Source organism: Pseudomonas sp. GW821-FHT02C04 (assembly GCF_059421845.1).
The window spans coordinates 25,054-38,799 of record NZ_JBWKVT010000003.1 but is presented as its reverse complement, the minus strand read 5'-3'; the positions used below and the strand labels follow the sequence as shown (position 1 = coordinate 38,799).

Sequence of the window (13,746 nt, the reverse complement as noted above, 5' to 3'; positions counted from 1 at the left end):
TTTTGTTTCAGGGTCGGGCTACTTGGCCGCTGACACTCGCCATACCTTGTTCCCCACATCATCTGCCACCAGCAACCCACCTTGCGGGTCGATCACCACGCCGACCGGGCGACCCAAGGCGTTTTCATCTTTATCGAGGAAGCCAGTCAGCACATCCACCGGCGTTCCGCTCGGCTTGCCGGCAGCAAACGGGACGAAGATCACCTTGTAGCCACTGTGCGGCTTGCGATTCCACGAGCCGTGCTGGCCGATGAATGCACCTTCCTTGAATTGCGCTGGCAGCGCGTTGCCCTCGGCGAACGTCAGCCCCAGTGAGGCAGTGTGAGGTCCGACGGCGTAGTCCGGAGCGATGGCCTTGGCCACCATCTCCGGGTTCTGCGGTTCGACGCGCACATCGACATGCTGGCCGTAATAGCTGAACGGCCAGCCATAGAAGCCGCCGTCCTTGACCGAGGTGATGAAGTCCGGCACCAGGTCGCTGCCGATCTCGTCCCGTTCGTTCACCGCTGTCCACAGCGCGCCGCTTTTGGGTTCCCAGGCCAGACCGTTGGGATTGCGAATGCCCGAGGCGAAAATCCGATGGTCGCCGGTCGCGCGGTCCACTTCCCAGATTGCCGCCCGACCTTCTTCCTGATCCAGGCCGTTCTCGCCGACGTTACTGTTCGAGCCGACGGTGACGTACAGCTTGCTGCCGTCCTTGCTGGCGATGACGTTCTTGGTCCAGTGATGGTTGAGCGGGCCACCCGGCAGATCCACGACCTTGATCGGCTGGTTCTTGATCTCGGTTGCGCCGGGTTCGTAGTGAAAACGCAGCAAACGGTCGGTGTCGGCGACGTACAGATCGTTGCCGACCAGGGTCATACCGAACGGAGAATTCAGATTTTGTAGAAATACCGTGCGGGTTTCGGCCACGCCATCGTGATCAGCGTCGCGCAACAGGGTGATGCGATTCGGGCTGGGAACCCCGGCGCCGGCGCGACCCATGACTTTTTTCATCACCCAGCCACGTATGCCTTTGCCGTCGTCCGGTTTTGGCGGGGCATTGGTTTCTGCCACCAGGACATCGCCGTTGGGCAGTACGTAGAGCCAGCGCGGGTGATCGAGATTCTCGGCAAACGCCGCCACTTGAGTGCCCGTCGCTGGCGTCGGTTTTGCGCCGGCCGGCCAGCCGATCGCCGGGGCGATGTTCACCGTCGGGATCAGGGTCTTGTTCGGCTCGGGCAGTTTGGGGGACGGGCCGGTGCCGTCCGAGACTTGCAGGCTGGAGGATTCACCACAGGCGGTGAGCCCTCCGGCGAGTGCGATGACGAAAACGAGGTGGGGCTTGCGCATTACTGATCTTCCCTATGAATGCATTCCTAATCATAGAGAAGTGCGCGAGCCCGATGGTTCCACCCCTCAGCCGCGAGCTTCCTTGAACAGCACGGCAATGCCGGGGTGGTAGTTGCCGGCCTCGCTGCGCAATTTGCGATAGGCGTAGGGGAAATACCAGGCGACGGCGCAGGTGTGTTCCTTTTGCAGGTCGTCGACCATGTCCTGCAGTTCCTCGGGGCTGGCGCTGTGCTGGGCTTTCTGTGGGGCGACGAACAGGCAGCCGAGCTTGAGATCGCTGGCGTAGCTGATGCGCTTGGCGTCGCTGGTGATATCGGCCAGGGCCTGGGTCAGATTCAGGCTGTTGACGCGCGGCCAGCGTTGCGTCGCCTGGATGTACGCGCGATCTTCGGCGCCGGCCAGGAACAGGTCGGCGCGGGCGTTGCGTTCGCCTTCCTCGTTCTGCTTGCGGGTGGCGGTATCGCGCAGGGTGACCAGTTCGGCCATCCACGCGGCGGCGGACAATAGGCCGAGGTTGGCTTTTTCGTCATGCCAGTACGGCGTGTCGTTGTCGCCGCGCACGGCGTTGTAGCGGTCGATACAGTCAAACCAGCGTTCCAGCACCGGGCGCAGGAATTCCAGCCGCGGATTGCTGATGATCATGCCTTGCATGGTGCTCTCCCTTGTTATTGTGATGTGCTCTCTGCAGTCAAAAAACATGGCTCTTTGATATCACTGCTGACAGTGTGGCACAAGATTGGCGTCAGATAATTGATCGACGGCAGTTATTCGCTTTCAGGGGGCCTCTTCATTTGACGCTCCCCCCCCAACCCTCTAACCTTCGCGGCTTGTTTCAGGTGCTCTGTGACCGCTGTCGACAGAGTGAAACAGGGAAGCCGGTGAGGCGGGTCTTCAAGCGAAGAATCCTCACGATCCCGGCGCTGCCCCCGCAACGGTAAATGAGTAAAAGCTGCGTCCGATGCCACTGCTGCAAAGCGGGAAGGCGCGCAGCCAGGCCAAGGCCGCTCATGAGCCCGGAGACCGGCCTGATCCATCCAGCGGCATCACGGTGGGCGATGCCAGGCTTGTTGCCTTCTATTCTTGTGCCTGCCCGCCGTTATCCAGCCTCAACGGAGAGCTCCCCCATGACTGATTCCCCCGAACGCGACGAGCGCCATCTGGCGCGCATGCAGCGCAAAAAAGCCGTGATCGACGAGCGCATCGCCAATTCGCCAGACGAATGCGGCCTGGTGCTGGTGCTGACCGGCAATGGCAAAGGCAAAAGCAGCTCGGCGTTCGGCATGCTCGCCCGCGCCATGGGCCACGGCATGCAGTGCGGCGTGGTGCAGTTCATCAAGGGCCGCAACAGCACCGGGGAGGAGCTGTTCTTCCGCCGCTTCCCCGAGCAGGTACGTTTTCATGTGATGGGCGAAGGTTTCACCTGGGAAACCCAGGACCGCCAGCGCGACATCGCCGCTGCCGAGGCTGCCTGGGAAGTCTCCCGTGAGCTGCTGCGTGATCCGTCGATCGGCCTGGTGGTGCTCGATGAGCTGAACATCGCCCTCAAGCACGGTTACCTCGATCTGGATCAGGTGCTCAGCGATCTGCAGGCCCGTCCGCCGATGCAGCATGTGATCGTCACCGGCCGCGCTGCCAAGCCGGAAATGATCGAGATGGGCGACACCGTCACCGAAATGGGCATGATCAAACACGCCTTCCAGGCCGGTATCAAAGCGCAGAAAGGCGTCGAACTTTGAATCAACCACGTCACTGCCCGGCGGTACTGATCGCCGCGCCGGCCTCCGGCCAGGGCAAGACCACCGTCACCGCCGCGCTGGCCCGTCTGCACCGCAATCAGGGGCGCAAGGTCCGCGTGTTCAAGTGCGGCCCGGACTTTCTTGACCCGATGATCCTAGAGCGCGCCAGCGGTGCGCCGGTCTATCAACTGGATATGTGGATGGTCGGCGAGCAGGAAAGTCGTCGACTGCTGTGGGAAGCCGCCGCTGAAGCCGATCTGATCCTGATCGAAGGCGTGATGGGCTTGTTCGACGGCACGCCGTCGAGCGCCGATCTGGCGCGGCATTTCGGCGTGCCGGTACTCGGCGTGATCGATGGCACGGCCATGGCTCAGACGTTTGGTGCGCTGGCCCTGGGTCTGGCGCGCTATCAGCCGGACCTGCCGTTTGCCGGCGTGCTGGCCAACCGCGTCGGCACGGTACGCCATGCGCAATTGCTGGAAGGCAGTCTCACCGAAGGCCTGCGCTGGTACGGCGCGTTGTCCCGGGAAACCGGGATCGAACTGCCAAGCCGCCATCTCGGTCTGGTGCAGGCCAGCGAACTCAATGATCTCGACGTGCGCCTCGACGCCGCCGCCGAAGCGCTGGCCAGCACCTGCGAGGTAGCGCTGCCACCGGCCGTCGAATTCGCCGCGCCTGAAATCGTGAAGACCGAAAGACTGCTCGAAGGCGTGCGAATTGCCGTCGCCCGGGACGAGGCGTTTGCCTTCACCTATGGCGCCAGTCTTGATCTGTTGCGGGCGATGGGCGCGGAGTTGAGCTTCTTCTCGCCGATCCGCGATACGCAATTGCCCGAGGCCGACAGCTTGTACCTGCCCGGCGGTTATCCGGAATTGCATCACGTTGCCTTGTCGCAGAACGCCTCCATGCTCGACGCGATCCGCGCGCATCACGCCGCCGGCAAACCGTTGCTCGCCGAATGTGGTGGCATGTTGTATTTGCTCGATTCGTTGACCGATGTCGAAGGCACCCGCGCCGGACTGGTCGGTTTGCTCAAGGGTGATGCGGTGATGCAGAAGCGTCTGGCAGCGCTGGCCCTGCAATCCGTCGAACTGCCGGAAGGCTTGCTGCGCGGCCACACTTATCACCATTCCCTGACCACCACCGAACTGACCCCCATCGCCCGCGGCCACAGCCCCAATGGCGGGCGTGGCGCCGAAGCGGTGTATCGGGAAGGGCGGATGACTGCCTCGTACGTGCATTTTTACTTCCCGTCGAATCCGTCGGCGATTGCCACACTGTTGGTACCATGACCGACAACGCCTTCACTGAAACCGAGCGCGAAGCGGTCTATCGCGCCATCGCCGAACGTCGCGACATGCGCCACTTCAGCGGCGGCACGGTCGAGCCTGAATTGCTTCGCCGATTGCTTGAAGCCGCACATCAGGCACCGAGCGTCGGCCTGATGCAGCCGTGGCGCTTCATCCGCATCAGCGACCGCGCGCTGCGTGGCCAGATCCAGAACCTTGTTGAAGAAGAGCGCGTACGCACCGCCGAAGCCCTCGGCGAGCGCAGCGACGAGTTCATGAAGCTCAAGGTCGAAGGCATCAATGACTGTGCCGAAGTGTTGGTCGCAGCCTTGATGGACGATCGCGAGCGACACATTTTCGGCCGTCGCACGCTGCCGGAAATGGACATGGCCTCATTGTCTTGCGCGATCCAGAACCTGTGGCTGGCGGCGCGCGCCGAAGGCCTGGGCATGGGCTGGGTGTCGCTGTTCGAACCGCAGGCGCTGGCCGATCTGCTGAAACTGCCGGCCGGGGCCAAGCCGCTGGCGGTTCTTTGTCTGGGGCCGGTCAAGGAATTCTATCCGGCGCCGATGCTGGTACTCGAAGGGTGGGCGCAGGCGCGTCCGCTCAATGAGCTGCTGTATGAAAATTTCTGGGGAGTGAGTCAATGAGTGTGGCGTTGTTGAGTGTCGCCGCGGTTGCGCTGGACGCGCTGCTGGGTGAACCGAAACGCTGGCATCCGCTGGTGGCGTTCGGCAATTTCGCCGGGCGCATCGAGCAACGTTTCAATAGCGGCGGTCGCGGCTGGCGCAGCCATGGCGTCACCGCGTGGGTGATTGCAGTGCTGCCGCTGACCCTGCTCGCCACGGCATTGTCCTGGGCGCCGTATGTAGGCTGGGTGGTCGAGATTCTCGCGCTGTATTGCGCCCTCGGCATGCGCAGCCTCGGCGAGCACGTCGAGCCGGTGGCCAAGGCCCTGCGCAGCGATGATCTGGAAGAGGCGCGCAAGCGCGTGGGGTATCTGGTCAGCCGTCAGACCAGCGAACTGGACAGCACCGCTGTCGCCCGCGCCGCCACTGAATCGGTGCTGGAGAACGGCAGCGATGCAGTGTTCGCCGCACTGTTCTGGTTTGCCGTGGCCGGTGCGCCGGGCGTGGTGCTCTATCGCCTGAGCAACACGCTCGACGCGATGTGGGGCTATCGCAACGAGCGTTTCGAGCGTTTCGGCTGGGCGGCGGCGAAGATCGACGACGTCCTCAACTACATTCCTGCGCGGCTGGTGGCGTTGACCTACGCGCTGCTGGGCAAGACCCGACTCGCACTGAAATGCTGGAGAACGCAGGCGCCGAAATGGGACAGCCCGAACGCAGGTCCAGTGATGGCCGCCGGCGCAGGTGCGCTGGGTGTCGAGTTGGGCGGGCCGGCGATCTATCACGGCGAGCTGCACGAGCGTCCGCAACTGGGCGAAGGCACGCCAGCCGACGCCGATTCCATCGATCGTGGCTGGCAATTGGTCCAGCGCGGGGTATGGTTATGGCTGCTGATTCTCTGCGTGGGGGCTGAATTCTATGCTTGAGCACGGTGGCCGGCTGCGCAGGGCGGCGCTCGAATACGGCATCGCGGAAGAAGACTGGCTCGACCTGTCCACCGGCCTGGCGCCGTGGCCGTTTCCGGTTCCGGACATTCCGCTGCGGGCCTGGGCGCGTTTGCCGGAAACCGATGACGGTCTGGAGCAGGCGGCGTGCGACTACTACGGCGCCGCGCAAGTGCTGCCGGTGGCCGGTTCGCAGATGGCCATTCAGTTGCTGCCGCGATTGCGTCGCGCTGGCAAGGTCGGCGTGTTGTCGCCGTGTTATGCCGAGCATGCCGAAGCCTGGCGGCGCAGTGGTTACATCGTGCGCGAGGTGCTGGAGCAGGAAGTCGATTTCTTCCTCGACAGCCTCGACGTGCTGGTGGTGGTCAATCCGAACAATCCCACGGGCCTGAGCCTGACCCCGGCGCGCTTGCTCGACTGGCATGCGCGGCTGGCCCAGCGCGGTGGCTGGCTGGTGGTCGACGAAGCGTTCATGGACAACACGCCGCAGTTGAGCCTGGCTCCGCATGCGCATCAGGTCGGACTGATCGTGTTGCGTTCGTTCGGCAAGTTTTTCGGCCTGGCCGGTGTGCGGCTGGGATTCGTGCTCGCCGAACGCAAACTGCTCAGGTTGCTGGCCGAACAGGTCGGCCCTTGGGCCGTCAGCGGGCCGACTCGCGTGCTGGGTCAAGCCTGCCTGCAAGACACCGAAGGTCATACCCGCCAGCGGATTCGCAGCGACGAGGTCAGTGAACGGCTGGCTGCTCTGCTCGAACGTTACGGCTTCAAACCTCAGGGTGGTTGTGCGCTGTTTCAGTGGCTGATCACTGAGCACGCCGCCGCGATGCACGAATTCATGGCCCGCCGCGGCATTCTCCTGCGCCTCTTCGTGCACAACAGCAGTCTGCGTTTCGGCCTGCCCGCCAACGCCGCCGATGAAGCGCGCCTTGAGCAAGCCCTGCAAGCCTTCGCCCTGGACCGCTCTATGGAAAACCAACCAGCATGACCACATTAATGGTGCAGGGCACCACCTCCGACGCCGGCAAAAGCACGCTGGTGACGGCGCTGTGCCGCTGGGCAACCCGCCAGCGCGTTGCCGTGGTGCCATTCAAACCGCAGAACATGGCGCTCAACAGCGCGGTGACTGCTGACGGCGGCGAGATCGGCCGGGCACAAGCGGTGCAGGCGCAAGCGGCTCACCTTGAGCCGCACACCGACATGAACCCGGTGCTGCTCAAGCCCAACAGCGACACCGGCGCCCAGGTCATCATCCACGGTCGCGCGGTCACCAGCATGAACGCCGTCGCCTATCACGACTACAAAGCCATCGCCATGCAGGCGGTTCTCGCTTCCCATGAACGCTTGAGTGCCGCGTATCCGCTGGTGATGGTCGAGGGCGCGGGTTCGCCGGCAGAGATCAACCTGCGTGCCGGTGATATCGCCAACATGGGCTTCGCCGAAGCGGTGGATTGCCCGGTGTTGCTGATTGCCGACATCAACCGTGGCGGCGTGTTTGCCCATCTGGTCGGCACGCTGGAACTGCTGTCGCCGAGCGAACAGGCAAGGGTCAAAGGCTTCATCATCAACCGTTTTCGCGGTGACATCGCCTTGCTGCAACCGGGCCTCGACTGGCTGGAACAACGCACTGGCAAACCGGTGGTGGGCGTGCTGCCGTACGTGATGGACCTGCATCTGGAGGCCGAGGACGGCATCGACCAGCGCCAGACCGACAAGGCCGAGCAAGTCTTGAAAGTGGTGGTGCCGGTGCTGCCGCGCATCAGCAACCACACCGATTTCGATCCACTGCGGCTGCATCCGCAGGTGGATCTGCAATTCATCGGCCCGGGGCAAGCGATTCCGCCGGCTGATCTGATCATCCTGCCGGGCTCGAAAAGCGTGCGCAGCGACCTGGCGTATCTGCGCGCCAATGGCTGGGAATCCGCCATCAGCCGACATCTGCGTTACGGCGGCAAGCTGCTGGGAATCTGCGGCGGTCTGCAAATGCTTGGCGAGCAGGTGCACGATCCGCTGGGCCTTGAAGGCGCGCCGGGTTCCAGCGCCGGTCTGGGCTTGCTGGCGTTTGAAACACAGCTCGAAGCCGAGAAACAGTTGCGCAATGTGCGCGGACGTCTGGTGCTGGAAGATGCCGAGGTCAGCGGTTATGAAATTCATGCCGGTGTGACGACGGGAGCTGCGCTGGAAAACGCCGCTGTTCATCTGGACGACGGTCGCTGCGACGGCGCGCAAAGTCTCGATGGACAGATTTTCGGCACCTACCTGCACGGCCTGTTCGAGTCGCCGGCGGCAAGTGCGGCGCTGTTGCGCTGGGCCGGTTTGAACGATGTGCAGGAAGTGGATTACCACGGCCTGCGCGAACGCGACATCGAGCGGCTGGCGGATCTGGTGGAGAAGCATCTGGATACCGGGCTGTTACGTGAACTCTGTGGAATGTCCCCATGCTCCAACTGATCCTCGGCGGCGCCCGCTCCGGCAAAAGTCGCCTGGCTGAAAAACTCGCCACTGACAGCGCGCTGGCCGTGACGTACATCGCCACCAGTCAGCCGCTGGATGGCGAGATGAATGAACGCGTCGCTCATCACCGCGCCCGTCGTCCCGCCGAATGGGCGTTGATCGAAGAGCCGCTCGAGCTGGCCCGGGTCCTGCGCGAAACCGCCAGCGCCGAGCGCTGCCTGCTGGTGGACTGCATGACGCTGTGGCTGACCAATCTGCTGATGCTCGAAGACGCCGAACGCCTCGCTGCCGAACGCGAAGCCCTGCTCGAATGCCTGGCGTCGCTGCCGGGTGAAATCATTTTTGTCAGCAACGAGACCGGAATGGGTGTCGTGCCGCTGGGCGAATTGACTCGCCGCTACGTCGATGAAGCCGGTTGGCTGCATCAAGCTCTGGCCGAGCGTTGTCAGCGAGTCGTCCTGACGGTTGCCGGCCTGCCCCTGACTCTGAAAGGACCTGCGTTATGACCCAAGCCTGGTGGCTGAACCCGTGCAAACCGGTGGATACGGACGCCGTTGAAAACGCGGCGGCGCGTCAGCAGCAATTGACCAAACCCGCCGGCTCCCTCGGGCAGCTCGAATCGGTGGCGGTGCAACTGGCCGGATTGCAGGGCCAGATCAACCCGAAACTCGAACAGGTCTGGATAGCGATTTTTGCTGGTGACCACGGCGTTGTGGCCGAAGGCGTTTCCGCGTTCCCGCAGGAAGTCACCGGGCAGATGCTGCTGAACTTCGTCAGCGGCGGCGCGGCGATCAGCGTGCTGGCGCGGCAACTGAGTGCGCAACTGGAAGTGGTGGATCTGGGCACCGTGACCCCGTCGCTGAATCTACCGGGCGTGCGTCACCTGAACATCGGCCCGGGCACGGCGAATTTCGCCAAGGGCCCGGCGATGACGTCGGCCCAGGGCGAACTGGCCTTGCAGGCCGGCCGCGACAGCGTGCTGCGCGCGAAGGCGGCGGGTGCGCAACTGTTCATCGGCGGTGAAATGGGCATCGGCAACACCACCGCCGCCAGCGCGCTGGCCTGTGCGCTGCTCGATTGCCCGGTCGTACACTTGACCGGTCCCGGCACCGGGTTGAATGCCGAAGGCGTCAGCCACAAGGCGCAGGTGATCGAGCGGGCGCTGGCGCTGCACGCGGCGCAACGCGGCGATGCATTGCAGACCCTGTTCAATCTCGGCGGATTTGAGATTGCAGCATTGGTGGGCGCGTATCTGGCGTGTGCTCAGGAAGGCGTGGCGGTGCTGGTGGACGGTTTCATCTGCACGGTTGCGGCATTGGTGGCGGTGCGGCTGAATCCGGCCTGCCGTGAATGGCTGCTGTTCGGGCATCGCGGTGCCGAGCCGGGTCATCGTCATGTGCTGGAAACCCTGGGCGCTGAACCGCTTCTTGAACTGGGCCTGCGTCTGGGCGAGGGCAGTGGCGCGGCGCTGGCGGTGCCGTTGCTGCGTCTGGCCTGCGATCTGCACGGGCAGATGGCGACCTTCGCCGAAGCCGCGGTAGCGGATCGCCCGGCATGACCTTGCGTCTGGACCTGCTGCGCCACGGTGAAACCGAACTCGGCGGCGGCCTGCGCGGCAGTCTCGACGATGCGCTGACCGAAAAGGGCTGGGCGCAGATGCGCGAGACGGTGATCGGGCAGGGGCCGTGGGATCGGCTGGTCAGTTCACCGTTGCAGCGTTGTGCGCGATTCGCTGAAGAGTTGGGCGCGCAACGGGATCTGTCGGTGTCTCTGGACAAGGATCTGCAAGAGCTGCATTTCGGTGCCTGGGAAGGGCAGAGTGCGGCGGCGTTGATGGAAACCGATGCCGAAGCGCTTGGGCTGTTCTGGGCTGATCCGTATGGGTTTACCCCGCCGCAGGGAGAGCCGGTCAGCGATTTCTCCGCGCGAGTGCTGGCGGCGGTCATGCGCTTGCGCGCGGCTCATGCGGGAGAGCGGGTGTTGCTGGTCAGTCATGGCGGCGTCATGCGTCTGTTGCTGGCTCGCGCCCGTGGTTTGCCCCGTGAGCAATTGCTCAATGTCGAAGTCGGTCATGGCGCGTTGTTTTCCTTGATCGTCGAGGCTGATGGTTCGCTCAAGGAAGTGTGCTGACATGTTGCCCCTGTGGATCGCCCTGCAATTTCTCAGCAGCCTGCCGATTCGTCTGCCGGGCATGCCGGCGCCCGAAGAACTCGGCCGCTCGCTGCTGTTCTATCCGCTGGTGGGACTGCTGTTCGGCGTGATTCTCTGGGCGCTGAACATTGCGTTGGCCGGCGCGCCCTTGCTATTGCATGCCGCTTTGTTGCTGACGGTGTGGGTGTTGCTCAGCGGTGCGCTGCACCTTGATGGATTGGCGGACAGCGCCGATGCGTGGCTCGGCGGTTTCGGTGATCGCGAGCGTACGCTGACGATCATGAAGGATCCACGCAGCGGACCGATCGCGGTGGTGACGCTGGTGCTTGTGTTGCTGCTCAAGTTCGCCGCGTTGCTGGCGTTGATCGAGCAACAACAAGGCCTGGCGTTGATCATTGTGCCGCTACTTGGGCGGGCGGCACTGCTCGGACTGTTCCTCACGACAACCTATGTGCGGGCCGGCGGGTTGGGGCAGGCGCTGGCGGATCATCTGCCACGCAAGACCGGGTGGTGGGTTCTGCTGGGCAGTGCGCTGACGTGTGTAGTAATCGCGGGTTTCAACGCTATTGTGGCGCTGCTGCTGTCGGTCGTCGTATTCATCTGGCTGCGGCATTTGATGGTGCGGCGACTGGGTGGAACTACGGGCGATACGGCCGGCGCACTGCTGGAATTGCTGGAGATGTCAGTGCTGGTCGGGCTGGCCTTGTTTTGATAAGTAACTTTGATCTGTAACTTGATTTAACACAGTCGCGGGTATATACACGCATCATGCTTCCTTCTCAGTGTTTGTGCACCAACCTGCGTCGCGCCGCGCGTGGCGTCAGCAGGCATTACGACGGCGCTCTCGACGGCTTCGGGATCAACGTTGCCCAGTATTCTCTGCTGTGCAACCTGCAGCGTCTGGATCAACCGAGCATTTCCGAACTGGCCGAGGCCATGGGTCTGGATCGCAGCACCCTGGGGCGCAATCTGCGGGTGCTGGAAGGCGAAGGTCTCGTGGCGCTGGCCGAAGGCGAGGACATGCGCAACCGCATCGTCCGGCTCACCGAAACCGGCGCACAACGCCTGGCAGCGGCCCTGCCGGCCTGGGAAGCGGCGCAACAGCGGTTGATTGACCGGCTGGGTGCCGAGAAGCGTGAAACCTTGCTGCGGCTATTGGATGAACTGGCCTGAGGGCCGGTTTTTTCCGAATCTAAGCGGGTATATACCCGCGACTGGAGAATAACAATGAGTTCGATGTGGCGTACATGCGGTTGGGTGTTGCTGGGAAGTGCGCTGATTCTGGCGTTGTCATTGGGCGTGCGGCACGGCTTCGGATTGTTCCTGTCGCCGATGAGCGCCCAGTTCGGCTGGGGGCGTGAAGTGTTCGCCTTCGCCATTGCCTTGCAGAACCTGATCTGGGGTCTGGCGCAACCGTTCACTGGCGCACTGGCTGACCGTTTTGGCGCAGCGAAAGTGGTGCTGATCGGCGGCGTGCTCTACGCCTTGGGGCTGGTGTTCATGGGGCTGTCGGAAACAGCGTTGGGCCTGTCCCTGAGCGCCGGTTTGCTGATCGGTATCGGCCTGTCCGGCACGTCGTTCTCGGTGATCCTCGGCGTCGTCGGCCGCGCCGTGCCGCCGGAGAAGCGCAGCATGGGCATGGGCATTGCCAGCGCCGCCGGTTCCTTTGGCCAGTTCGCCATGCTGCCCGGCACCCTCGGGCTGATCGGCTGGCTGGGCTGGTCTGCCGCGTTGCTGGTGCTGGGTTTGCTGGTGGCGCTGATCGTGCCGCTGGTGAGCATGCTCAAGGACAAGCCGCTGCCGGTGCTAGGGCACGAACAAACCCTGTCTGAAGCCCTGCGCGAGGCCTGCTCGCACTCCGGGTTCTGGCTGCTGGCGTTCGGCTTCTTCGTTTGCGGTTTCCAGGTGGTGTTCATCGGCGTGCACCTGCCGGCCTATCTGGTCGATCAGCATCTGCCGGCCACCGTCGGCACTACCGTGCTGGCGTTGATCGGGTTGTTCAACATCTTCGGCACCTACACCGCCGGCTGGCTGGGCGGGCGCATGTCCAAGCCTCGCCTGCTGACCGGTTTATACCTGCTGCGAGCGGTGGTGATCGGGCTGTTCCTGTGGCTGCCGGTGACGACGACCACGGCGTATCTGTTCGGCATGGCGATGGGCTTCCTGTGGCTGTCGACCGTGCCGTTGACCAACGGTACGGTGGCGACCTTGTTTGGCGTACGAAACCTGTCCATGCTCGGTGGGATCGTATTCCTGTTCCATCAGCTCGGCTCTTTCCTTGGCGGCTGGCTGGGCGGGGTGGTGTATGACCGAACCGGGAGTTATGACTTGATCTGGCAGGTGGCGATTCTCTTGAGCCTGTTGGCGGCCGCGCTGAACTGGCCGGTGCGTGAGCGTCCGGTCGCGCGTCTGCAAGCCCACGCGAGCGCTGCATGAACGGCTACTGGCCTCGAATGCTGGCCATCGCAGTCGGTGCCGCGTTGCTGGCACTGGTGTGGTGGGGCTGGCACCAGGGCGGCCTGGCGCTGATGCAGTTGGGCATGGGCGCTTGCTTGTAGGCTTTGAGGGCGAGTAACGTCGGGTTCTGACGAATGCATCAAGGAAGCCCGACATGCTCAAGCGCTGGTGTGCTTTTCCCGCGTTGCTGATGGCGTTGACCGGACTGGCCCAGGCCGCGGACTGTCCGGAGCTGCTGCAAGGCTCGTTGCCCAAGTTGCGGGCCAAGGAATCCATCGACCTGTGCCAGCACTACGCCGACAAACCGCTGGTGGTGATCAACACCGCCAGCTTCTGTGGTTTCGCCCCGCAGTTCGAAGGCCTCGAAGCGCTCAATCAGCGTTACAAGGCGCAAGGGCTGGAGATGCTTGGCGTACCGTCCAATGACTTCAAGCAGGAGTCCAAGGACAGCGCCGAAACCGCCAAGGTCTGCTACGCCAACTACGGTGTGACGTTCACCATGACCGAGCCGCAGAAAGTCCGCGGTGACGGTGCCACCCACCTGTTCCAGGTGCTGGCCGCGCAAAGCAGCGCGCCGAAGTGGAATTTCTACAAATACGTGGTTGATCGCCAGGGCAAAGTGATCGCCAATTTCTCCAGCCTGACCAAGCCTGACGATCCGGAGTTTTTGGCGGCCATCGAGAAAGCCATCGCGTCGAAGCCCCTGAAGCCCTGATCGACGCCCACTAAAAAGCCCCGCCTCTGTCGAGAGAGAGGG

At 63.4% G+C, this 13,746-nt stretch carries 16 protein-coding genes and 1 riboswitch; of the genes, 14 read left to right on the top strand and 2 right to left on the bottom strand.

Going from position 1 to position 13,746, the window contains the following annotated elements; all coding sequences use genetic code 11:
• Positions 1-18: 18 nt before the first annotated feature.
• Complete coding sequence (locus tag AC07VV_RS12090; RefSeq protein ID WP_495036348.1) at positions 19-1,332, bottom strand: PQQ-dependent sugar dehydrogenase; 1,314 nt, start codon at positions 1,330-1,332, stop codon at positions 19-21.
• Positions 1,333-1,398: 66 nt separating this feature from the next.
• Complete coding sequence (locus tag AC07VV_RS12085; RefSeq protein ID WP_085710581.1) at positions 1,399-1,983, bottom strand: hypothetical protein; 585 nt, start codon at positions 1,981-1,983, stop codon at positions 1,399-1,401.
• Positions 1,984-2,149: 166 nt separating this feature from the next.
• Positions 2,150-2,375: riboswitch (cobalamin riboswitch) on the top strand.
• Positions 2,376-2,456: 81 nt separating this feature from the next.
• Here AC07VV_RS12085 and cobO point away from each other — a divergent pair.
• Genes cobO through AC07VV_RS12015 form a run of 14 tightly spaced genes read left to right on the top strand, consistent with a single transcriptional unit; the run spans position 2,457 to position 13,704 of the window.
• Positions 2,457-3,068 carry a cob(I)yrinic acid a,c-diamide adenosyltransferase gene (gene cobO / locus AC07VV_RS12080; protein WP_007950401.1) on the top strand — a complete coding sequence of 204 codons (612 nt, stop codon included), beginning with the start codon at positions 2,457-2,459 and terminating at the stop codon, positions 3,066-3,068.
• Positions 3,065-4,360, top strand: coding sequence for a cobyrinic acid a,c-diamide synthase CobB (locus tag AC07VV_RS12075; protein ID WP_495036347.1), 1,296 nt, complete (start codon positions 3,065-3,067; stop codon positions 4,358-4,360). The genes cobO and AC07VV_RS12075 overlap by 4 nt, the downstream gene beginning before the upstream one ends.
• Positions 4,357-5,007, top strand: a complete 651-nt coding sequence (bluB, locus tag AC07VV_RS12070; RefSeq protein ID WP_102620380.1) for a 5,6-dimethylbenzimidazole synthase — start codon at positions 4,357-4,359, stop codon at positions 5,005-5,007. The genes AC07VV_RS12075 and bluB overlap by 4 nt, the downstream gene beginning before the upstream one ends.
• On the top strand, positions 5,004-5,912 hold the full coding sequence (cbiB, locus tag AC07VV_RS12065) for an adenosylcobinamide-phosphate synthase CbiB (protein ID WP_102620381.1): 909 nt from the start codon (positions 5,004-5,006) through the stop codon (positions 5,910-5,912). Before bluB ends, cbiB begins: the two co-directional genes overlap by 4 nt.
• Positions 5,905-6,915, top strand: a complete 1,011-nt coding sequence (cobD, locus tag AC07VV_RS12060) for a threonine-phosphate decarboxylase CobD (RefSeq protein ID WP_495036346.1) — start codon at positions 5,905-5,907, stop codon at positions 6,913-6,915. Before cbiB ends, cobD begins: the two co-directional genes overlap by 8 nt.
• On the top strand, positions 6,912-8,378 hold the full coding sequence (locus AC07VV_RS12055; protein ID WP_495036345.1) for a cobyric acid synthase: 1,467 nt from the start codon (positions 6,912-6,914) through the stop codon (positions 8,376-8,378). Before cobD ends, AC07VV_RS12055 begins: the two co-directional genes overlap by 4 nt.
• Positions 8,366-8,887 carry a bifunctional adenosylcobinamide kinase/adenosylcobinamide-phosphate guanylyltransferase gene (gene cobU, locus AC07VV_RS12050; protein WP_495036344.1) on the top strand — a complete coding sequence of 174 codons (522 nt, stop codon included), beginning with the start codon at positions 8,366-8,368 and terminating at the stop codon, positions 8,885-8,887. The genes AC07VV_RS12055 and cobU overlap by 13 nt, the downstream gene beginning before the upstream one ends.
• Complete coding sequence (gene cobT / locus AC07VV_RS12045) at positions 8,884-9,939, top strand: nicotinate-nucleotide--dimethylbenzimidazole phosphoribosyltransferase (protein ID WP_495036343.1); 1,056 nt, start codon at positions 8,884-8,886, stop codon at positions 9,937-9,939. The genes cobU and cobT overlap by 4 nt, the downstream gene beginning before the upstream one ends.
• Complete coding sequence (gene cobC / locus AC07VV_RS12040) at positions 9,936-10,511, top strand: alpha-ribazole phosphatase family protein (protein ID WP_495036342.1); 576 nt, start codon at positions 9,936-9,938, stop codon at positions 10,509-10,511. The genes cobT and cobC overlap by 4 nt, the downstream gene beginning before the upstream one ends.
• 1 nt (position 10,512) lies before the next feature.
• Entirely contained in the window at positions 10,513-11,244 is a 732-nt protein-coding gene (locus AC07VV_RS12035) for an adenosylcobinamide-GDP ribazoletransferase (protein ID WP_495036341.1), read from the top strand.
• A gap of 56 nt (positions 11,245-11,300) precedes the next feature.
• Positions 11,301-11,705, top strand: coding sequence for a MarR family winged helix-turn-helix transcriptional regulator (locus tag AC07VV_RS12030; protein ID WP_007950413.1), 405 nt, complete (start codon positions 11,301-11,303; stop codon positions 11,703-11,705).
• A gap of 54 nt (positions 11,706-11,759) precedes the next feature.
• A complete protein-coding gene (locus tag AC07VV_RS12025; protein ID WP_495036340.1) occupies positions 11,760-12,968 on the top strand; it encodes an MFS transporter in 1,209 nt (402 codons plus the stop codon).
• Positions 12,965-13,090, top strand: a complete 126-nt coding sequence (locus AC07VV_RS12020) for a hypothetical protein (RefSeq protein WP_279612927.1) — start codon at positions 12,965-12,967, stop codon at positions 13,088-13,090. The genes AC07VV_RS12025 and AC07VV_RS12020 overlap by 4 nt, the downstream gene beginning before the upstream one ends.
• Positions 13,091-13,143: 53 nt before the next feature.
• Positions 13,144-13,704 (top strand): glutathione peroxidase, encoded by a 561-nt coding sequence (locus AC07VV_RS12015; protein ID WP_495036339.1) that lies wholly within the window; start codon positions 13,144-13,146, stop codon positions 13,702-13,704.
• Positions 13,705-13,746 lie beyond the last annotated feature (42 nt).

Coding starts and splice junctions, on each gene's coding strand:
- AC07VV_RS12090 (WP_495036348.1), bottom strand. CDS start 1,332: ATGCGCAAGCCCCACCTCGTTTTCGTCATCGCACTCGCCGGAGGGCTC.
- cobU (WP_495036344.1), top strand. CDS start 8,366: ATGCTCCAACTGATCCTCGGCGGCGCCCGCTCCGGCAAAAGTCGCCTG.
- cbiB (WP_102620381.1), top strand. CDS start 5,004: ATGAGTGTGGCGTTGTTGAGTGTCGCCGCGGTTGCGCTGGACGCGCTG.
- cobC (WP_495036342.1), top strand. CDS start 9,936: ATGACCTTGCGTCTGGACCTGCTGCGCCACGGTGAAACCGAACTCGGC.
- cobT (WP_495036343.1), top strand. CDS start 8,884: ATGACCCAAGCCTGGTGGCTGAACCCGTGCAAACCGGTGGATACGGAC.
- AC07VV_RS12020 (WP_279612927.1), top strand. CDS start 12,965: ATGAACGGCTACTGGCCTCGAATGCTGGCCATCGCAGTCGGTGCCGCG.
- bluB (WP_102620380.1), top strand. CDS start 4,357: ATGACCGACAACGCCTTCACTGAAACCGAGCGCGAAGCGGTCTATCGC.
- AC07VV_RS12085 (WP_085710581.1), bottom strand. CDS start 1,983: ATGCAAGGCATGATCATCAGCAATCCGCGGCTGGAATTCCTGCGCCCG.
- cobO (WP_007950401.1), top strand. CDS start 2,457: ATGACTGATTCCCCCGAACGCGACGAGCGCCATCTGGCGCGCATGCAG.
- AC07VV_RS12025 (WP_495036340.1), top strand. CDS start 11,760: ATGAGTTCGATGTGGCGTACATGCGGTTGGGTGTTGCTGGGAAGTGCG.
- AC07VV_RS12030 (WP_007950413.1), top strand. CDS start 11,301: ATGCTTCCTTCTCAGTGTTTGTGCACCAACCTGCGTCGCGCCGCGCGT.
- cobD (WP_495036346.1), top strand. CDS start 5,905: ATGCTTGAGCACGGTGGCCGGCTGCGCAGGGCGGCGCTCGAATACGGC.
- AC07VV_RS12015 (WP_495036339.1), top strand. CDS start 13,144: ATGCTCAAGCGCTGGTGTGCTTTTCCCGCGTTGCTGATGGCGTTGACC.
- AC07VV_RS12055 (WP_495036345.1), top strand. CDS start 6,912: ATGACCACATTAATGGTGCAGGGCACCACCTCCGACGCCGGCAAAAGC.
- AC07VV_RS12035 (WP_495036341.1), top strand. CDS start 10,513: ATGTTGCCCCTGTGGATCGCCCTGCAATTTCTCAGCAGCCTGCCGATT.